Source organism: Amycolatopsis sp. NBC_01307, from assembly GCF_035975215.1.
GTDB lineage: Bacteria > Actinomycetota > Actinomycetes > Mycobacteriales > Pseudonocardiaceae > Amycolatopsis.
In genome coordinates this window covers 8,373,637-8,391,482 of sequence record NZ_CP108403.1, presented here as the reverse complement: position 1 = coordinate 8,391,482, position 17,846 = coordinate 8,373,637, and the positions used below count along the sequence as shown (strand labels likewise).

Below are 17,846 nucleotides of genomic sequence, written 5' to 3'. Positions count from 1 at the left end.
TCTCCTCGTGTTCGTTCAGGTGCTCAAGGTAGCCGTTCCCACCTCGGCGACCCATTGTCCCCGCCGCAGCACCTTGGCCGGCCGCAGGTCCGTGTCGAGCACGACGATGTCCGCGACCTTGCCCGGCGTGAGCGAGCCGGTGCGGTCGGCGATGCCGAGCAGCTCGGCGGGCCGCAGCGATGTCGCGTGCACGGCGTCGAGGATGCCGAGTTTCGCACCGTTGAGCAGGTTGCGGAAGGCGGTGTCCATCGTCAGGGTGCTGCCGGCCAGCGAACCGTTGTCCGCGAGGGTGGCGACGCCGTCGTGCACGTCGACCTCGAGCCGGCCCAGCGTGTAGCGGCCGTCGGCGGCGTCGGTGGCCGACATCGCGTCGGTGATGAGCACCGTCCGGTTGCGCCCCGCGTGCTTGGCGGCCAGCCGCACCACGGTCGGGTGCAGGTGCACCAGGTCGCAGATGAGCTCGATGGTGATGCGCTCGTCGTCCAGCAGCGCGCCGACCGGGCCGGGCTCGCGGTGGTGCAGCGGGCGCATGCCGTTGAACAGGTGCGTCGCGACGCTCGCGCCGGCGTCGATCGCCGGCAGCAGCTGCTCCTCGACGCCGTCGGTGTGCCCGATGGCGGCGATGACGCCCGATTCGGCCAGCTGGCGGACGGCCTTCACGCCGCCGTACAGCTCGGGGGCGATGGTGACCATCCGGATCGCGCCCTGGCCGGCCCGCAGCAGCTTGTCGACCGTGCCCGTGTCGGGCTCGAGCAGCGTCTCCGGGTCGTGGGCCCCGCAGCGGGCCTTCGAGATGAAGGGCCCCTCCAGGTGGATGCCCGCGACCTCGCCGTCCTGGACGATCTCACGCAGCGCGGCCACCTGCTCACGCAGGATGTCCACTGGATCGGAGACCAGGCTGGCGAGCATGGTCGTGGTGCCGTGACGGCGGTGCGCTCGCACCGCCGTCAACAGCTCCTCGGGATCGAGGGAGGTGAACGAAGCACCTCCCCCGCCGTGGCAGTGGGTATCGACGAATCCAGGTACGACCAGTGCCCCGCCGACGTCCACGTGCTCGCCGGACGGCGGGGTCCCCGAACCCACGCCGGCGATCCGCCCGTCGGAGACGGCTACCCAGCCGTCGTCGAGTACACGGTCCGGGGCGGCGACCCGGCCGCCCATGATCACGAAATCTCCGGCGCCTCTCACGCACCCCAGCATATATTGGTCTGGACCAAGCATGGTGATACGACTCAGTGATCGGGATGGTCCACCCGGGTCACTGTGGGGCCTGCATGGCCTTCTGGAGGGCCTCGAGCGCCCGGCTGGCGGTCGACTTGACGGTACCCTTCGAAATGCCTGCGGCCTCAGAGATCTCGGCTTCGCTCAGCCCGCCGTAGTAGCGCAGCACCAGCACCTCGCGCTGGCGGGGCGGCAGCTTGGACAGTGCGCTGACCACGGCCTGGTGCTCGCTGGAGAGCATCGCGAGGCTCTCCGCGGACCGCGCGTTGACCGCGTGCGGCGGCACGTACTCCCGGGCGGTCTTGCGGCGGCGCAGCACGCTGCGCGACCCGTTGACCACGGCGGTGCGCAGGTAACCGACAGCAGCGGCGGCGTCACGCAGCCGGCCCCAGTTGCGGTGCAGGCCGGTGAAGGCCTCCTGGACCACGTCTTCCGCGGTCGCGGGCTCGTCCACCAGCAGAATCGCCAGCCGGACCAGCCGCATCCGGTGCTGGCGGTAGAGGTCTTCGAGGTTCAGCGGCGCCGGCGTCTGCACCGGCGCCGGTCCGTCCATGACCCGCAAGTGGCCGAGGGTCGCCTCGACACTGCGTTCCGCATTGCCTTCGAGCATGAACCCCTGCCTGTCCTCGACCCCGGTTTGCACGGTGTGCCGCGTCAGCAGGTTCACGGTATTCACAGCGCTCACACAGGTACTGACGCACACCTAGCCTATCGGGTTGGCCCCGCGTCGCCAGCGTTCGGATGCTGGGACACAGAGTAGCGTCGGTCGCATCCCGCCCGTCCGAGCACGGAGATCCACATGGCCTGGTACCTCGTCGAAATCACCTACGTCCAGGAGAAACTGCAGGAGGTGCGGCCCCGCCACCGCGAGTTCTTGACCAAGCTCGCCGAAGAGGGCCGCGTCGCGGTCGCCGGCCCGCTCGGCGACGGCACCGGCGGCGTCACGCTCTACCAGGCCGACGACGAGGCGCACCTGCAGGAGACGATCGGCAAGGACCCGTACTTCCTGGAGGGCGTCATCGCCGAGCGGACGGTCCGCGAGTTCAAGCCGGTCATCGGCGCCTGGCTGCCCGAGGGCTCATAACTCCAGCACCGCGGGGCCGCGGTCGACGCAGATCCGCATCGATCCGCCGTCGGCCGTCGGCACCGCGCAGGTCCCGCAGAAGCCCTGGCGGCACGAATACGGCGTGTCGGGCAGTGCCTCCCGGACGACGTCGAGCGCGGACCGGTCGCCCGGGACGTCGAGCACCCGGCCGGACCTGCGCAACGTGAGCGTGAACGGCGCGCCCGCCACGATCGGCGGCGGCGCGAACCGTTCGAAGTGGACCGCGCCCGTGGTCAGGGCCAGGTCCACCCGGAGGCCGGCGATCATCGGCACCGGACCGCAGCAGTACACCGAAGCGCCGTCCGGCATGCCGTCGAGGAGTTCGGCGCCCGAGGCCGGGACGCCGTACTCCGTGTCCGGGCGGATCCGGACACGGCCGTAGCGCGCGAGTTCGTCGAGGAACGGCATCGTCGCCCGGCTGCGGCCGGTGTAGACCAGCCGCCAGTCGGCTCCCTTGGTGGCCGCGCGGTGCACCATCGGCAGGATCGGCGTGATCCCGATCCCACCGGCGACGAACCAGAACGGCCCCTCGCCGACGAACGGGAACGCCGTCCGCGGCCCGCGCACGACGACCCGGGTGCCCGCCCGCAGCGCGTGGACCTCGGCCGACGCGACGCCGATCCGCCGGACGGCAATGCGGTAATGGTCGTTTTCGGTTGGGTTGCCGCACAGGGAGTACTGCCGGACCAGACCGGACGGCAGCACCAAGTCGATGTGCGCGCCGGGCCGCCAGCTCGGCAACGGCGCGCCGTTCGCCAGGCGCAGGCTCACGACGCCCTCGGCTTCGGGACGCACCGCTTCGACCGTCAGCGGCAGGTTCCGGTCGACCGCGCGCACCGGCGGCCGCCGCTTCCCGCTGACCTGCGAGAGCCTGCGGTAGGCCCCGACCACGCCGACCAGTGTGGACATCAGCCGATCGGGCCGGTCGCTGCCATCCAGCCGGGTGGGCCGGCCAAGACCGGCACTTTCACGTGAAAGCGCCCACCTGGGGGCGGCACTTTCACGTGAAAGTGCCGCTTCGGGCTCGGTCACCTCGGTGCGTCCGCCGCCCGCGCGGCGGGCGACGAAGCCAGGTAGGCCACGGCCTGCTCGGTGTTGCCGGTCTCGGTCGGGTGGTACGACTTCCGGAAGTACGGCCGGATCTCGCGCAGCAGCTCACGCCCGGTCGGCAGCAGGCCCTTCTTCGCCGCTCGGCGATAGCCCCGGAGCGACGCGCGGCCCGGGCGTGTCGGATCGTTGCGCATCAGGAACCGCGTCCCGCGGGCGAAGACCCACGCCAGCACCGGCGTCACCGCGGCCATGCTGCGCACCCGGCGGGTGTAGCGGCCGTCGAGGTGCGTGAACAGGTCGTAGGCGACGGACCGGTGTTCGACTTCTTCCGCGCCGTGCCAGCGCAGCAGGTCGAGCATCACCGGGTCCGCGCCGGCCTCGGCGAGCGGCGCGTCGAGCACCCACTGGCCGAGGAACGCCGTGTAGTGCTCGATCGCGGCGATGATGCCGAGCCGTTCGACCAGCCACTCCTCGGCGGCCCGGCCGGTGAGGTCGCGGTCGCCGAGCAGCTTCCGGAACAGCCACTCCATCTGCGCGATGTAGGGCCGGACGCGCACGCCCGCGGCCTCCAGGTGCGCCGCGGCGCCGTCGTGCGCCTCGGCGTGCACGGCCTCCTGGCCGATGAAGCCGAGGACGTCCTCCTTGAGCCGCTCGTCGCGGATCAGCGGCACGGCCTGCTTGAACACCTCGACGAACCAGCGCTCGCCCTCGGGCAGCGCGAGGTGCAGCACGTTGATGGTGTGCGTCGCCTGCGGCTCGCCGGGGATCCAGTGCATCGGCAGGCTCGCCCAGTCGAAGTGGACGTCCCGGGCGTGCAGGACGACCTGCTCGGTGTCCTCGTGGGTCATTGCGCACGACCGGAAAGCTCGTAGTCGGCGGGGTCCACCTTCCGCGTCTCCAGCCAGTAGCGCCAGGTGAAGCCCGGCCAGATGGTCCGGTTGACGCCCTTGGCGTCGAGGTACCAGCTCTTGCAGCCGCCCTGCGTCCAGACGCCCTTGACCAGCTTGTCCTGGATCTCGCGCTGGAACTCGTCCTGCACGCCCGGCCGGACGTCGATGGCGGCGGCCTCGCGGGAGTCGGCCAGCTTGATGGCGTCGACGACGTAGCGCGACTGCGACTCGATCATGAAGACGACGGAGTTGTGGCCCAGCGCGGTGTTCGGGCCGAGCAGGAAGAACAGGTTCGGGAAGCCGGACACGGTGATGCCCTTGTGCGTCCGCATCCCTTCGACGGCCCACTCCTTGGCCAGGTTGCGGCCGTCGACGCCGGTGATGTCCAGGTACTCGAGCGCGTCGGTGACCTTGAAGCCGGTGCCGTAGACGATCGCGTCGACCTCGTGCTCGACCCCGGCGGCGTCGACGATCGAGTGCGCCTTGACCTCCTTGATCCCGGCGGTGTTCACGTCGACGTTCGGCCGGTCCAGCGCCGGGTAGTAGTCGTTGGAGATGAGGACGCGCTTGCAGCCCATCGTGTAGTCGGGCGTGACCTTCTTGCGCAGCGCGCGGTCCTTGATGCCCTTGGTGATGTTCCGCTTGGCGATCAGTTCGCCGGCCTTCATGACGCCGGGGTGGCCGTTGAAGCCGATGGCGCGCGCTTCGAGGACCCAGTAGAGCGCGTTGCGGTAGGCGCGCTGGGTGCCGGGGACGCGGCGGAACAGCGTCTGCGCCCACTCCGGCATCGCGTGGTCGGGCTTGGGCATGATCCACGGCGGCGTCCGCTGGAAGAGCGTCAGCTCGGCGACGTCCGGGGCGATCTTCGGGACGAACTGGACCGCGCTGGCGCCGGTGCCGACGACGGCGACGCGCTTGCCGCGCAGGTCGTACTCGTGGTTCCACTGCGCGGAGTGCCAGGTCTGGCCCTGGAAGTTCGCGATCCCGGGCAGCTCGGGGACCTGCGGGATGTGCAGGCCGCCGACGCCGGAGACGAGGAACTGCGCGGAGAACTCCCGGCCGTCCTTGGTCGTCGCCGTCCAGCGGCGCTCGCGCTCGTCCCAGTGCGCGCCGGTGAGCTCGACGCCGAAGCGGATCTTCTCGCGCAGCCGGTACTTGTCCGCGACGCCCTTGAGGTAGCCGAAGATCTCCGGCTGCGGCGAGAACGACCGCGACCAGTCCGGGTTCTGCTCGTAGGAGAACGAGTACATGTGCGACTGCACGTCGCAGGCGCACCCGGGGTACGAGTTGTCGCGCCAGGTGCCGCCCACCTCGGTGGCCTTCTCCAGGATCACGTAGTCCCGGATGCCGGCCTTTTCGAGCTGGATCGCCTGGCCGAGCCCGGAGAACCCGGTGCCCACGATCACGACCTTGAACCGCTCGGTCATCTGTCGGCCTCCGCTGCGCTGGGGGTCTGCCGCAGATGACGTTACCTCAAGTAACAGTTACTTGGAAGTATTACCTACCCGTTAGTACGCCCCGCCGAGCTTCGTGTGGTCCCAGCTGACGATCTTCGTCGGGCGGAAGACCAACCCGACCCGCTTGGGGGCCTGACCTGCGATGAAGCCGCTCAGCTCGGACGGTACGGGGTCGCCCGGCTTGGCGCCCGCGTAGCGCTGCATGAGCGTGATCCCCATCCGGGTGACTTCCTCGGTGTCTTCGACGAGCTCGACGTCGGCCTCCAGCGAGACGCCGCGGAGCTTCTCGTAGCTGCCGCCGTCCTCGATGAGCACGGTCGCCTCCGGCAGCCGCCGCAGGTTCTTCGCCTTCTGCGACGTGCCGTACGTCCAGGTCGCGACGCCGTCCTCGTGCGGGTAGTACCAGAGCGGCGCGAGGTGCGGGCGGCCGTTCGGGCCGACGCTGGCGACGTTGATGACCTTCTGCTCGGCGAAGAACGCGCGGACCTCGTCCTCGGTCATCCTGATCTGGTCGCGACGTGACATCCGCAGCTCCTACGACTTGGTGGTGGCCGCGCGGCCGCCGTGCCCGGTGACCGCGGACTCGAACGCGCCGCGGGCCTCGATGTCGGCGAGCGCGGCCCTGTCCGCCGAAGGTACCCGGCTGCGGGACCCGATCTCGATGATCGGCGGCAGGAACGCGCGGAACAGCTTGAGCCCACCGACCCAGCGCGGCACGTGGATCGTCCTGGCGCGCTTGAGGATCCCGGCTTCGAGGTCGTCGAGGGCGACGTCGAGCGGGTAGGTCTTGCCGATCAGGCCGGGCATCGACGAGCGGAGCTTGCCGAACACGGGGTGCGCGTCGGCGCTCTCGACCAGGTCGGTGCGGATCCACGTCGGGTGCGCGACGCCGACCTTGACACCCAGGTGGGCGACCTCGGCGCGAAGGCTGTTGGAGAACGCCTCGACGCCGGCCTTGGCCGCGGAGTAGTTCGCCATGCCCGGCGCGTGCGTGATCGCGGCCAGGCTCGAAATGGCCAGCAGGTAGCCCTTGCGGTCGATGACGTGCGGCAGCGTGACGCGGAACGTGCGCCAGACGCCGAGCAGGTCGACCTCGATGACCTTCTCGAACGCGGCCCGGTCGACCGAGCGGACGAAGCCCGCGGTCGCGATGCCGGCGTTCGCGATGACGATGTCGATCCCGCCGAAGTGCTCGACGACCCCGGCCGTGGCCGCCTCGAGCGCGTCCCAGCTGGTGACGTCGGCTTCCCAGGACTTCGCGTTGGCGCCGATGCGGTCGGCGACCTTCCGCTGCTCCTCGGCTTCGAGGCCGACGAGAGCGACCTTCGCGCCGCGCGCGGCGAGGCGCTCGGCCAGGCCGGCCCCGATGCCGCGGGCGGCGCCGGTGATGAGGACGACTTTGCCGTCGACCTTCTTGGTGCCGCTGAGCAGCGAAAACGGGTTGGCCACGGTGCCCTCCTGGACGTCGCACGTCGCTTCTGAAGGGCACCGTACCCCAACTTACCCGCAGTAAGCTACCCAAGAGTAGGCATCAGGCTTCGCTCAGCTCGGTGATTTCGGCGCTGGTCAGGTCGAGCGTCACCGACGCGATCAGGTCGGTCAGCTGCTCGGGCGTCCGGGCGCTGGCGATCGGCGCGGCGACCGTCGGCTGCGACCGCAGCCAGGCCAGCGACACCGTGGCGACCGAAACGCCGTGCGCCTGCGCGATTTCGTCCAGTGCCGCGAGCACGCGCTCGCCGTGGGCGTCCAGGTAGGACGACGCGCGGGCGGCGCGCGGGCTGTCGACCGTCTCGTCCTTCGAGCGGTACTTGCCGGTCAGGAACCCCTTGGCGAGGGCGAAGTACGGCAGCGTGGCCAGGCCTTCGCGCTCGACGAGCGGCGCGAGGTCCTGCTCGTAGTCGCGCTCGACGAGGTTGTAGTGCGGCTGCAGCACGGCGTAGCGCGCGAGGCCGTTCTTGTCCGAAATGGACAGTGCCTCGGTCAGCCGCTCGGCGTTGTAGTTGGACGCGCCGAGGTAGCGGACCTTGCCCGCGCGGACCAGGGCGTCGAACGCGGTGAGCGTCTCCTCGAGCGGGGTGTCCGGGTCGTCCCGGTGCGCGTAGTACAGGTCGATGTGGTCGGTTTTGAGGCGGCGCAGCGAATCCTCGGCCGCGGCCTCGATGTTCTTCGCCGAGAGGCCCGGCCGGCCGTCCCACATGCCGACCTTGGTCGCGACGACGACGTCGTCCCGGTTGCCGCGCGCGGCGAGCCAGTTGCCGAGGATCTCCTCGGAGCCGCCGCCCCCGCCGTAGAGGTCGGCGGAGTCCACGAAGTTGCCGCCGGCCGCGGTGTAGGCGTCCAGCACGGCGAAGGACTGCGGCTCGTCCGCCGTCCAGCCGAAGACGTTGCCGCCGAGGTTGAGTCCGTACACGTCGAGGTCGGTGTTGCCCAGCTTGGTCATGTCACCACGCTAGCTTTCCCACGAACTGGGAGGGTGGGAGGAAAACCGCCGTCCCACGCGTTGGAGTGTTCCATGGCAATCGAACTGGGCAAGCTCGGAATCTGGCGGTACCACGGGAACGTCGACGCGAAGTTCGCGGCCGACGCGGAGGAGCTCGGCTACGGCGCGATCTGGCTGGGCGGCTCGCCCGGCGGCGACCTGGCGCACGTCGACGACCTGCTCGCCGCGACGGACTCGCTGGTCATCGCGACCGGCATCGTGAACATCTGGCAGGACGAGCCCGCGGACATCGCGAAGGCCTACCACCGGATCGCCGGGAAGTTCCCGGACCGCTTCCTGCTCGGCGTCGGCGCGGGGCACCGCGAGGCGACCAAGGAGTACAAGAAGCCGTACGCGGCGCTGGTCGACTACCTCGACGGCCTCGACGCCGCGGGCGTCCCGGTCGAGGGCCGGGCACTGGCGGCGCTCGGCCCGAAGGTGGTGGCGTTGTCGGGCGAGCGCACGGCGGGCGCGCACCCGTACCTGACGACGCCGGCGCACACGCGCGACACCCGCGAGATCCTCGGCGCGGGCAAGCTGCTGGCCCCGGAGCACAAGGTCGTCGTGTCGACCGACGTCGCCGAAGCGCGGGCGATCGGCCGCAACACCGTGAAGTACTACCTCGGGCTGTCGAACTACGTCGCCAACCTGCGGAAACTCGGCTTCACGGACGAGGACCTCGAGGGGGAGGGCAGCGACCGCCTGATCGACGCGCTGGCCCTGCACGGCGACGCCGACACGGTGGCCCGCGGCCTGGCGGCCCACCTGGAGGCGGGCGCGGACCAGGTGATCGTCCAGGTCCTGAACGAGGACCCGTGGCCGGCGTACCGCGCGCTGGCGGCGGCGCTGCGCTGAGCGCGTGACGCCCGTCCGGCCGCCGGTTCCGCCGGTGGCCGGACGGCTTCCTTCTGAACCGATCCCACGTGCGCGGAAGTTTCGGAGCGGGGACCGGTGTGCGGCGGCGGTACACCTCGTACGATGCGGTCGGGACCCATCCCTGCCAAGGAGGAATACCGATGCCCATCGCGACCCCCGAGGTCTACGCGGAGATGCTGGATCGGGCCAAGGCGAACGAGTTCGCCTACCCCGCCATCAACGTGACCTCGTCCGAAACCGTGAACGCCGCCATCCGCGGCTTCGCCGAAGCGGAGAGCGACGGGATCATCCAGTTCTCCACCGGCGGCGCCGAATTCGCCTCCGGCCAAAAAGTCAAGGACATGGTCGTCGGCTCCGTCGCCCTCGCCGAATTCGCGCAGGTCGTCGCCGCCCGCTACGACGTCAACGTCGCCCTCCACACCGACCACTGCCCCAAGGACAAACTCGACGGGTTCGTCCGCCCGCTGATCGAGATCTCCGCCGAACGCGTCAAAAACGGCCAGAACCCGCTGTTCCAGTCCCACATGTGGGACGGCTCCGCCATCGACCTCGACGAAAACCTCGTCATCGCGCAGGAACTGCTGGCCAAGACCGCGGCCGCGAACATCATCCTCGAAGTCGAGATCGGCGTCGTCGGCGGCGAAGAGGACGGTGTCGAGGCGGAGATCAACGAGAAGCTCTACACCGCCGAAGGCGACTTCCTCAAGACCATCGACGCGCTCGGGTCCGGCGAGAACGGCCGCTACCTGCTCGCCGCCACGTTCGGCAACGTCCACGGCGTGTACAAGCCCGGCAACGTCAAGCTGCGCCCGGACGTGCTCAAGGGCGGCCAGGAAGCCGCGTCGAAGAAGCTCGGCCTCGACGCCGGGTCGAAGCCGTTCGAGCTGGTCTTCCACGGCGGCTCCGGGTCGCTGCCGGAAGAAATCCGCGAGGCGGTTTCGTACGGTGTGGTGAAGATGAACGTGGACACGGACACGCAGTACGCGTTCACCCGCCCGATCGTGGACCACTTCTTCAAGAACTACGACGGCGTCCTGAAGATCGACGGCGAGGTCGGCAACAAGAAGTTCTACGACCCCCGTTCGTACCTCAAGGCCGCTGAGGGTGGGATGGCCGCCCGGATCGTGGAGGCCTGCCAGGCCCTCGGTTCGGCTGGTACGAAGCTCAAGTAGAACGAAACGAAGGCCGCCACGAAAGGTCGTGGCGGCCTTCGTGCTGCTCAGACTTCTATGACCTCGAGCATGCTCTCGAGGCCCTGGAAGTCCTTCGCGTTACGGGTGTAGAGCGGCAGGTTTCGTGACGACGCGATCGCCGCGATCATCAAGTCCAGCTGCCGTGATCGCGGGGTCCGCCCGGCGGCCAGTGTCAAGGCGACCATCGTGCCGTACCGTGCGGCTGCTTCACCGTCGAACGGCAACGGGGTGTACTCGACGAGTGCGGCACCGAGTTGCTCGGTCCGCACGGCTTTCTTCGCCGGGTCCGTCGTCATGACGACGCCTTGGTGAAGCTCGGCCATGGTCACCGCGGTGACTTCCGGGAACTCCGGGAGCGTCGCCGGGTCCAGTCTGTCGATTTCGATGCAGGTGCAGGTGTCGAGCACGCCGGCGGTGTGACGCTCAGCCACGCGTACGCTCCCACGGGTTGTCGTCGTCGCTGAGGCGATCTTCGCCGAAGAACTCATCGGCCTCTCGTCGCAGCTCGGCGGCATCTACCCTGGGTAGTCGCTTGTGCCGCTCGACAAGTTCCTCGGCCGTGAACCTGCGTCGTCGGGACAAGGGGCGCAGCTCCGCGATCTCCGTGCCATTGCGCGTGACGTGGAATGTCTCGCCGGCTTCCACGGCGTCCATGATCGCGGCGGAGCCGTTGCGGAGCTCCCGTTGGCTGATGATCTTCACGAGTCAAGTGTAGCACCGCGTGCTACGCCGTGACCCGCCTCGCGTTCCACCGCCGGGTCACCGGGCCGGCCGCTGCCCACAGCACGAACACCGCCACCAGCGCCACCCCCGCCGTCCAGTACTCCACCGGTGGGGCCGACTCCGTGTGCGCGTCGCCCAGGACCCACGGCCTGACCTGCGACTGCACCCACAGCGCCCCGTAGCCGAACGCCGTCACCAGCAGGGCTCCCGCGCCCGCCGTCAGCAGGCCGTGACCGCGGCCGATGGTGAACGCCAGGTCCACGGCGAGACCCACGAAGAGCAGGTAGAACGGGATCGTCGAGACCGGGAAGCCCAGGCCCAGCAGCAGCGGCCACATCACCGCGCGGTACGCGATGTAGGCCAGCGCCACAAAGGACGCCGACCAGCGGCGGCCGAGTGTCTGGCGGGCCAGGGCCAGGATCAGCGCCATCACGCCGATGCCCCACAGCGGGTACACCCACTCCGGGATCGGCATCGTGAAGTGCAGGATCGCCGTCCGGTCGACCGGGTGGCCGATCTGGTTCGCCGCGAACGAGAGCAGCGACGGCTCGGCCTCCGGCGCGCCGCGCTCCCAGGCGCGCAGGCCGAGGATGCCGTACTCCTGCTGGCCGTTCGGGAAGAACGTGTTCTCCAGGAAGAACGCCCACAGCGCGAGCAGCACGCCGCTGCGGAAGCGGCCCGGCGGCGCCAGCCGGAGCCAGCCGAGCAGCACGCCCGCCTGCATGATGCCCGTGCCCAGGTAGAGCATCATGTGCGACGGGCTCCACGCGGTCAGGTCGAGGCCGTTGACGCGGTGGTTGATGACGTCCAGTGGCGCCGCGACCAGGAACATCAGCAGGCCGATCTGCATCAGCCGCAGCGACGGCTTGTCGGCGCCCAGCCCGGTGTAGCTGTGGATCGCCACCAGCACGACGATGATCACCGTGCCGACGGTGTTGATCAGATGCGGCGGAGCCAGGTCGTCGCGCAGCCACATGAAGTGCCACGACATGTCCCACGACGAGCCGACCAGCTTGAACGCGAACGCCGCCAGCCACATCCCGTAGCAGAACCGGAGCACCCAGTCCGGTGTCGGCTGCCCGGGTGCGCCGCGGTGCCAGTGCCGCGTGAAGAACAGCCGCGTCTTGCCGATGGGGCTGCGCGGGATCACGTCCGCAACCGGGACGTCCACTGCCTTGGCCATGCGGACATCATGGCCGGTCGTGGTCACGAGCGGGCCAAGACAGTGGCAAACGACGCCAAAATCGGGGTTCACCCGTAGGGGTGGACGATTTGCTTTCGAGCTGCGGGGCTTGGCAAGGTGTGCCGCCATGATGCCGAAACGAGTTGTGGCCGCGGTCCTGATCGGCGCGCTGGTGCTGGCCGGCGGCGGGGTTCTCGCGGGCCTGTTCTTCTGACCCACCAGCCCCTGACCCGCGGGCGTGAGCAGAATGGGCGCATGACGCACAACCTGCTCGGCCCCGAGCCGACGCTGCTGCCCGAGCACACCGCCGCCCAGGCCGCGCTCGACGCCGGGAACGACCCGGCGACCGTCGCGGCCGAACACCCCTACTACAGCGAGGCGTGGGCGTCGCTGGCCGAGAAGGCCTTCGAGTCGGGGGAGACCGTCGCCGCCTACGCCTACGCGCGCACCGGCTACCACCGCGGCCTCGACCAGCTGCGCCGCGCGGGCTGGAAGGGCTTCGGCCCGGTGCCGTGGACGCACCGCCCGAACCAGGGCTTCCTGCGCGCCCTCGCCGTGCTGGGCAAGGCCGCCGGCAAGATCGGCGAGACCGAGGAGTACGACCGCTGCCGGACGTTCCTCGCCGACTCCGACCCGGCCGCCGCGGAAGCCACCGGCCTCAAGTGACCCACCCCTCGTGAGTGGTAATGAGGGTTCTAACCCGAATTACCACTCACGACGGGCCGCGGCAGACCGCAGAACCAGTGAGGTGGGTCACCATGTCGAGCCCCGCTCCGCGCGGGCGGCCGCGGAAGCTCCCGGTCGCGGAGCAGCGCGCCCGCGTGCTGCAGGCGACGGCGAAGGTCGTCGCGCAGCACGGGATGCAGGGCGCGACGATGGAGCAGATCGCGCGCGAGGCCGGCGTCTCGCGCCAGGCCGTCTACGAACAGTTCGGCGACCGGACGGCGCTCTTCGCCGAGGTCGTGGCCGAGATCGAGGAGCGGGCCTTCACGGCCATCGCCGGCGCGTCGGTGGCCGATCCGCAGACCGGGCTGCGGGGGTGGGCGCGGGCCAACTACGCCACCATGGTCACGTTCGTCGCCGACAGCCCGGAGGCCTACGGCGTGCTCCGCGCGGCGGAACGCGCGGGCGACCCCGCGCTCACGCGGCTGCGGGAGCGGCTGGCCGTCGTCTACGCCGACGCCACCGCCAAGCGGTGGGCCGCGCACGGCATCGACTCCGGCCGGGCCGACCGCGCGCTCATCACGCTCGTCTTCGCGATGACCGAGTCACTGGTCCAGGCGACCTGGGACGGCGAGCCGCCGCCGCAGGACGCCCTGATCGACCTGCTGACCGAGTTCACCGTCGGTGGCGTCGCCCGCCTGCAGACCAAGGCGAGCGACGTCATCGAACGGCTGCGCTGAACCAAACCTGCGCTAAGCGGCGGCCATCGTCAGTTCCCGCGACCCGACGACGCGGTTGCGCCCGCCGTCCTTCGCCGCGTAGACGGCGGCGTCCGCGGACGCCATCACTTCCTCGATGGACGCCCCGTCGAGTGGGTAGCAGGCAACGCCGATCGACGCCGTCTGCCGCTTGATGTCCACCGCCTCGCCCTCGTTGGTGGTGGTGCTGATGATCAGCTCGCTGACCCGTTGCCGGATGCGTTCCGCCGTGACGATCGCGTCCTCTTTGGACGTCGACGGCAGCAGCGCGACGAACTCCTCGCCGCCGAACCGGCCGACCAGGTCGTGCGCCCGCGTCTCCTGCTTGACCACGGCCGCGACCGCCTTGAGCACGTCGTCCCCCGCGAGGTGCCCGTAGGTGTCGTTGATCCGCTTGAAGTGGTCGAGGTCGATCATCATGGCGCCGAAGCTGCCCTTCTCCCGCTCCGCGCGGGAGATTTCGCGCTGCGCGCCGTCCTGCCAGGTCGTGGCGTTGAGCAGCTGGGTCTTCTGGTCGGTGGTGGCGAGCTCTTCGAGCCGCTTGATCAGCATCGAGCGCTGCAGCACGTACAGCGGCAGGATCACCAGCACCGACAGCAGCGGCTCGTCGGTCAGCACCATCACCAGCAGGCCGCCGACGCACAGGGTGGCCAGCTCCAGCAGGTTGTCGTCCATGTTCCCCAGGCAGCCCTCGATCGTGGCGTTCTCCTCGTTGGCGAGGTAGAGGCCGACGCTGGTGAGCAGGGCGTTGACGACGAAGTACACGGCGACCGCGACACACACGGTCAGCACGCTGAGCTGCGGCGACACGTGGATCGCGAGCCCGGCGGTGCACGCGGAGAGGCTGGCGGTGGTGGCGTTGGCGGCGACCCGGTGCGGCTGCCCCGGCCGCGTGCCGGACCAGCTGCGCAGCGCCATGTTGAGGTAGAGCGACACGCTCAGCGCGACGACCAGGTGCGCCGGCAGCAGCAGGCCGGCCGGGATGAGCCAGACCGACGTCATGTTGACGTGCGAGGTTTCGCTCAAGCTGCGGCGCGCGCGCTCGATCCGGCGGCTGATCTCGTTCTGGGCGACGGCCAGCGCGAGCAGCAGGCCGAACATACCGATTTGGTCAAGGGAGACCGAGTTCGTGATCGTGGCGGCGGCTCCCCAAGCCAGCGCCGCGGTGATTGCGGTCAATGTGAGGGCGATCCAGCGCGGCGGCCGCCGCCAAAGTGCCCACTCCGCAACACCAAATACCCGGTCTTGTCCAGATCGTTCCCCCGATGTGACCATTTTTCCCCCAAGCTATTGCGTAGATCCGCGGTGACACCCCACTCACGGACAGTTTCAGCCCGTTTGCCTCCTGTCCACAAGGGCAATCGGTGTGTACCTTTTTCCTGACGCCGGATGAAGGGTGACCAGCGATGCGAACCAGAGACCAGTAACCAGGCGCACCGCAAGGTCGCGAGGTCTAGTGACCCGCGCGTGGGGCACGAGGATCAAGCGTGCTCGGCGCGCGGGGCTTCGTTGTCGACTCTGGACGTCGTCCCCGTGTTCATCGACCGGTGCCAGGCCACGGCCAGCGGGAGGGTGAGCACAACTCCTGCCACGCCGAAGATGCCGACCGTCGTCTGTGGACCCACCAGGTCCGTGAGCAGCCCGCCGATCAGCGGGCTCACCCCCAGCATCGTCGTCAGTCCCGTGTTGGACAGGCCCATCGTCTGCGCGCGGTTCTCGTCCGGCACCGCCAGTGTCAGCGACGCCGTCGCCTGCAGCAGCGCCACCGAGCCGAACGCGCCCGACAGGACGAAGAGGACGATCGAGAGCGGCGTGCCGGGCTGGGTAAAGCCCACCAGCATCGGCACGGCGCACAGCGCCGACAGCGGTGCGATCAGCTTCGGCCGGGCCTGGGCGGGCACCCAGCGCGTGAACACGAACGTGCCGATCACGCTGCCCACCGGGTCGGCTGCCAGCAGGAGCCCGACGAGCTCGGGGCCACCGCCCGCCGACGAGACGTACGGCGCCGCGATGCCCTCGTAGACCGGCAGCAGGCCCATCAGCCAGGTGAACAGTACGAGCGCCCGCAGCGCGGGGCTGGACCACGCCACCCGGCCGCCGGTGCTGATCATGGCGAAGAACGACTTCCGCTTCTCGGCGCTCGCGGCGGGCGGCCGGGCCTGGACGCCGAACCGGACGAAGGCCGCGGACAGCAGGAACGTGGCGGCGTCGATGACGAGCGCCAGGTGCGGGTCCACCGCGAGCAGCAGTGCCCCGCCGCCGGCGAAGCCGAGCAGCTGCGCGGACTGGACCGTCATGCTCCGCACGCCCATGCCGACCACGAACCGGTCGCCTTCGAGCACCTGCGGCAGCAGCGCGAGCTGCGCGGCCTTGAACGGCGGGTTCAGCAGCGAGACGGCGCCGACGAGCACGCAGACGACCCAAAAGGGCAACGCGGGGAGGGCGACCAGCACGATCAGGCCGGCCCGCAGCAGGTCGACGACGACCATCACGGTGCGGCGGGAGAAGCGGTCGGCGAGGCCGGTCAGGAAGATCCCGCCGAGCAGCGACGGCGCGAAGGTCAGCGCGTAGGTCAGGCCGGTCAGGGTGGCGGAGCCGGTGGCGGTGAACACCAGGATCGACAGCGCGACTCTCGCCAGCTGGTCACCGGCGATCGAAAGCAGTTCCGCGAGCCACAGCGCCCGGAACTCGGCGATTCCGAACACCTCGCGGAACGTGACTCGATCCGGCGGTGCTGCCATGCGTTTCTCCGACCCTTTGTGCCAGTCCTTTGCGCTCCCTTGACCACCGGCGTGTCACGGGGCGATCACGAGACGTGAGTTACCTCCGCCAGTGTCTCGTGACTGTTGGTGAATCTCTAGGTTCTTTCGCCGGTATCGAAGGTGTGACGAAGCTTTCCCGAACGTGTCAGACGATAGCCCGCCGTGTCTGCCCGATCGCTCAGGAGTCACCAATGGATCATTCCTCACCCGTTGACCCAGGACCAGAGGCAAAAGTAGCCACCTCGCGCGGGGCGAGGTGGCTACCGGGTGAAGTGGATCGGGCGACTCGGGCTCAGCCGTCGACGGCGAGGGCGTCCTCCGCGGGGGTCCGGGTGGTCCCGGCGGCCCGGGCCGCGTCGCGCTTGGCGACCTCTTCGCGGACGATCGGGATGACGTAGCGGCCGAAGTCGATCGTGTCGCCGAGCATGTCGTAGCCCCGGGCCGACAGGATCTCGACGCCGAGGTCGTAGTAGTCCAGCAACGCCTGCGCGACCGTCTCCGGGGTGCCGACCAGCGCGTTCGAGTTGCCCGCGCCGCCCGTCGCGGCCGCCGTCGGCGTCCACAGAGCACGGTCGAACCGCTCGCCCTGCGCGGCGACCGCCAGGAGCCGCTGGGAGCCCGTGTTCTCCGGCTCGGTCAGCTTGTGCCGCCGGGTCAGCGGCTGCCCGCCCTTCGTGCGGTCCTTGATCGCGCCGACCGTGCGGTGGGCCTTCTCCCAGGCCAGCTCCTCCGTCGGGGCGATGATCGGGCGGAACGCGACCTGGATGCGCGGCACGTCCGTGCGGCCGGCCGCCAGCGCCGCCGCCTTGACCGACTCGATCTGCTCGGCGGTCTGGGCCAGCGGCTCGCCCCACAGGCAGAAGATGTCGGCTTCGGCGCCACCGGCGGCGTACGCGGCCGGCGAGGACCCGCCGAAGGACACGCCCGGCCGCGGCTGCTGCGCCGGCTTGATGTCGCTGACGTAGTCGGCGAAGCGGTAGTACTCGCCGTCGAAGTCGAACGGCTCGGCCGACGTCCAGGCCTTCTTGATGATCTGGATGGCCTCGCGGGTACGCCCGTAGCGCTGGTCCTTCGTCAGGAAGTCGCCCTCGCGCTGCTGCTCGTGGTCGTTGCCGCCGGTGATGAAGTGGACCGTCAGCCGGCCATCGGAGATCTGGTCGAGCGTCGCGAACGTCTTCGCGGCGAACGTCGGGTACGAGACGTTCGCCCGGTGCGCGAGCAGGATCTGCAGCTTGTCCAGCTTCGTGGCGACGTACGCGGCCGCCTGCGCGGGATCCGGCGAACCCGAGCCGTAGGCGAACAGCACCCGGTCCCAGCCGAAGTCTTCGTGCGCGCGGGCCAGGCGCAGCGTGTACTCCTTGTCGAACACCCCGCCCGAGCGGGCGTGCGTCTCAGACCCGTCGTGCGTGCCCCCGATGCCCAGGAACTCCACCGGCATGACGTCCACCTTCTCTCGCGTCGCTCCCTCAACGGCTACGCCTGGACG

General features: G+C 69.8%; 19 protein-coding genes. 5 read left to right on the top strand and 14 right to left on the bottom strand.

The genetic code is table 11. The annotated features are described in order from the left end of the window. Nucleotides 1-15: 15 nt before the first annotated feature. Together nagA and OG439_RS37040 are read right to left on the bottom strand one after the other, a co-directional pair. Entirely contained in the window at nucleotides 16-1,167 is a 1,152-nt protein-coding gene (gene nagA, locus OG439_RS37045; RefSeq protein ID WP_326951713.1) for an N-acetylglucosamine-6-phosphate deacetylase, read from the bottom strand. Nucleotides 1,168-1,258: 91 nt separating this feature from the next. Further along, nucleotides 1,259-1,831 (bottom strand): RNA polymerase sigma factor, encoded by a 573-nt coding sequence (locus OG439_RS37040; RefSeq protein ID WP_247063810.1) that lies wholly within the window; start codon nucleotides 1,829-1,831, stop codon nucleotides 1,259-1,261. Nucleotides 1,832-2,020: 189 nt separating this feature from the next. Between OG439_RS37040 and OG439_RS37035 the strand changes: the two genes are divergently transcribed. Continuing rightward, nucleotides 2,021-2,305, top strand: coding sequence for a YciI family protein (locus OG439_RS37035; RefSeq protein WP_326945222.1), 285 nt, complete (start codon nucleotides 2,021-2,023; stop codon nucleotides 2,303-2,305). Here OG439_RS37035 and OG439_RS37030 read toward each other — a convergent pair. From OG439_RS37030 to OG439_RS37005, 6 genes are all read right to left on the bottom strand, one after another. Then, the gene (locus OG439_RS37030; RefSeq protein WP_326945221.1) at nucleotides 2,300-3,235 is read right to left on the bottom strand and encodes a PDR/VanB family oxidoreductase; all 936 of its coding nucleotides are present in this window, start codon (nucleotides 3,233-3,235) and stop codon (nucleotides 2,300-2,302) included. The two genes, OG439_RS37035 and OG439_RS37030, sit on opposite strands and share 6 nt — an antisense overlap. A gap of 119 nt (nucleotides 3,236-3,354) precedes the next feature. Beyond that, the gene (locus OG439_RS37025; protein ID WP_326945220.1) at nucleotides 3,355-4,224 is read right to left on the bottom strand and encodes a metal-dependent hydrolase; all 870 of its coding nucleotides are present in this window, start codon (nucleotides 4,222-4,224) and stop codon (nucleotides 3,355-3,357) included. Then, on the bottom strand, nucleotides 4,221-5,693 hold the full coding sequence (locus OG439_RS37020; protein ID WP_326945219.1) for a flavin-containing monooxygenase: 1,473 nt from the start codon (nucleotides 5,691-5,693) through the stop codon (nucleotides 4,221-4,223). The genes OG439_RS37025 and OG439_RS37020 overlap by 4 nt, the downstream gene beginning before the upstream one ends. Before the next feature lie 81 nt (nucleotides 5,694-5,774). Beyond that, nucleotides 5,775-6,248, bottom strand: a complete 474-nt coding sequence (locus OG439_RS37015; protein ID WP_247059279.1) for a pyridoxamine 5'-phosphate oxidase family protein — start codon at nucleotides 6,246-6,248, stop codon at nucleotides 5,775-5,777. A 9-nt stretch (nucleotides 6,249-6,257) separates the two neighbouring features. Continuing rightward, the gene (locus OG439_RS37010; RefSeq protein WP_326945218.1) at nucleotides 6,258-7,172 is read right to left on the bottom strand and encodes an SDR family oxidoreductase; all 915 of its coding nucleotides are present in this window, start codon (nucleotides 7,170-7,172) and stop codon (nucleotides 6,258-6,260) included. Between the two features lie 82 nt (nucleotides 7,173-7,254). Beyond that, on the bottom strand, nucleotides 7,255-8,163 hold the full coding sequence (locus OG439_RS37005; RefSeq protein ID WP_326945217.1) for an aldo/keto reductase: 909 nt from the start codon (nucleotides 8,161-8,163) through the stop codon (nucleotides 7,255-7,257). Between the two features lie 72 nt (nucleotides 8,164-8,235). Between OG439_RS37005 and OG439_RS37000 the strand changes: the two genes are divergently transcribed. Continuing rightward, entirely contained in the window at nucleotides 8,236-9,057 is an 822-nt protein-coding gene (locus tag OG439_RS37000) for an LLM class F420-dependent oxidoreductase (RefSeq protein WP_326945216.1), read from the top strand. 161 nt (nucleotides 9,058-9,218) lie between these two features. Continuing rightward, the gene (fbaA, locus tag OG439_RS36995) at nucleotides 9,219-10,250 is read left to right on the top strand and encodes a class II fructose-bisphosphate aldolase (RefSeq protein ID WP_326945215.1); all 1,032 of its coding nucleotides are present in this window, start codon (nucleotides 9,219-9,221) and stop codon (nucleotides 10,248-10,250) included. Nucleotides 10,251-10,297: 47 nt separating this feature from the next. On the opposite strand, the gene OG439_RS36990 is transcribed toward fbaA, so the two are convergent. Genes OG439_RS36990 through OG439_RS36980 form a run of 3 tightly spaced genes read right to left on the bottom strand, consistent with a single transcriptional unit; the run spans nucleotide 10,298 to nucleotide 12,177 of the window. Then, complete coding sequence (locus tag OG439_RS36990) at nucleotides 10,298-10,702, bottom strand: type II toxin-antitoxin system VapC family toxin (protein ID WP_326945214.1); 405 nt, start codon at nucleotides 10,700-10,702, stop codon at nucleotides 10,298-10,300. Continuing rightward, nucleotides 10,695-10,973 carry a type II toxin-antitoxin system Phd/YefM family antitoxin gene (locus OG439_RS36985; RefSeq protein ID WP_326945213.1) on the bottom strand — a complete coding sequence of 93 codons (279 nt, stop codon included), beginning with the start codon at nucleotides 10,971-10,973 and terminating at the stop codon, nucleotides 10,695-10,697. Before OG439_RS36985 ends, OG439_RS36990 begins: the two co-directional genes overlap by 8 nt. A 22-nt stretch (nucleotides 10,974-10,995) precedes the next feature. After that, nucleotides 10,996-12,177 (bottom strand): hypothetical protein, encoded by a 1,182-nt coding sequence (locus tag OG439_RS36980; RefSeq protein WP_326945211.1) that lies wholly within the window; start codon nucleotides 12,175-12,177, stop codon nucleotides 10,996-10,998. Nucleotides 12,178-12,432: 255 nt separating this feature from the next. Between OG439_RS36980 and OG439_RS36975 the strand changes: the two genes are divergently transcribed. After that, complete coding sequence (locus tag OG439_RS36975; protein WP_247059272.1) at nucleotides 12,433-12,843, top strand: DUF3151 domain-containing protein; 411 nt, start codon at nucleotides 12,433-12,435, stop codon at nucleotides 12,841-12,843. A gap of 92 nt (nucleotides 12,844-12,935) precedes the next feature. Beyond that, entirely contained in the window at nucleotides 12,936-13,580 is a 645-nt protein-coding gene (locus OG439_RS36970; RefSeq protein WP_326945210.1) for a TetR/AcrR family transcriptional regulator, read from the top strand. A gap of 12 nt (nucleotides 13,581-13,592) precedes the next feature. On the opposite strand, the gene OG439_RS36965 is transcribed toward OG439_RS36970, so the two are convergent. From OG439_RS36965 to OG439_RS36955, 3 genes are all read right to left on the bottom strand, one after another. Further along, complete coding sequence (locus OG439_RS36965) at nucleotides 13,593-14,756, bottom strand: GGDEF domain-containing protein (protein ID WP_247063808.1); 1,164 nt, start codon at nucleotides 14,754-14,756, stop codon at nucleotides 13,593-13,595. Nucleotides 14,757-15,079: 323 nt separating this feature from the next. Then, complete coding sequence (locus tag OG439_RS36960; RefSeq protein WP_326945209.1) at nucleotides 15,080-16,339, bottom strand: MFS transporter; 1,260 nt, start codon at nucleotides 16,337-16,339, stop codon at nucleotides 15,080-15,082. A 313-nt stretch (nucleotides 16,340-16,652) separates the two neighbouring features. Next, nucleotides 16,653-17,798, bottom strand: a complete 1,146-nt coding sequence (locus OG439_RS36955; protein ID WP_326945208.1) for an LLM class flavin-dependent oxidoreductase — start codon at nucleotides 17,796-17,798, stop codon at nucleotides 16,653-16,655. Nucleotides 17,799-17,846: the final 48 nt, after the last annotated feature.

Excerpts from the sequence above, each read along its gene's own strand:
- OG439_RS37030 (WP_326945221.1), bottom strand. The coding sequence starts at position 3,235 with ATGTCCACACTGGTCGGCGTGGTCGGGGCCTACCGCAGGCTCTCGCAG.
- OG439_RS36960 (WP_326945209.1), bottom strand. The coding sequence starts at position 16,339 with ATGGCAGCACCGCCGGATCGAGTCACGTTCCGCGAGGTGTTCGGAATC.
- OG439_RS37020 (WP_326945219.1), bottom strand. The coding sequence starts at position 5,693 with ATGACCGAGCGGTTCAAGGTCGTGATCGTGGGCACCGGGTTCTCCGGG.
- fbaA (WP_326945215.1), top strand. The coding sequence starts at position 9,219 with ATGCCCATCGCGACCCCCGAGGTCTACGCGGAGATGCTGGATCGGGCC.
- OG439_RS37000 (WP_326945216.1), top strand. The coding sequence starts at position 8,236 with ATGGCAATCGAACTGGGCAAGCTCGGAATCTGGCGGTACCACGGGAAC.
- OG439_RS36975 (WP_247059272.1), top strand. The coding sequence starts at position 12,433 with ATGACGCACAACCTGCTCGGCCCCGAGCCGACGCTGCTGCCCGAGCAC.
- OG439_RS36980 (WP_326945211.1), bottom strand. The coding sequence starts at position 12,177 with ATGGCCAAGGCAGTGGACGTCCCGGTTGCGGACGTGATCCCGCGCAGC.
- OG439_RS37040 (WP_247063810.1), bottom strand. The coding sequence starts at position 1,831 with ATGCTCGAAGGCAATGCGGAACGCAGTGTCGAGGCGACCCTCGGCCAC.
- OG439_RS37015 (WP_247059279.1), bottom strand. The coding sequence starts at position 6,248 with ATGTCACGTCGCGACCAGATCAGGATGACCGAGGACGAGGTCCGCGCG.
- OG439_RS37035 (WP_326945222.1), top strand. The coding sequence starts at position 2,021 with ATGGCCTGGTACCTCGTCGAAATCACCTACGTCCAGGAGAAACTGCAG.
- OG439_RS36970 (WP_326945210.1), top strand. The coding sequence starts at position 12,936 with ATGTCGAGCCCCGCTCCGCGCGGGCGGCCGCGGAAGCTCCCGGTCGCG.
- OG439_RS36955 (WP_326945208.1), bottom strand. The coding sequence starts at position 17,798 with ATGCCGGTGGAGTTCCTGGGCATCGGGGGCACGCACGACGGGTCTGAG.
- OG439_RS37005 (WP_326945217.1), bottom strand. The coding sequence starts at position 8,163 with ATGACCAAGCTGGGCAACACCGACCTCGACGTGTACGGACTCAACCTC.
- OG439_RS37025 (WP_326945220.1), bottom strand. The coding sequence starts at position 4,224 with ATGACCCACGAGGACACCGAGCAGGTCGTCCTGCACGCCCGGGACGTC.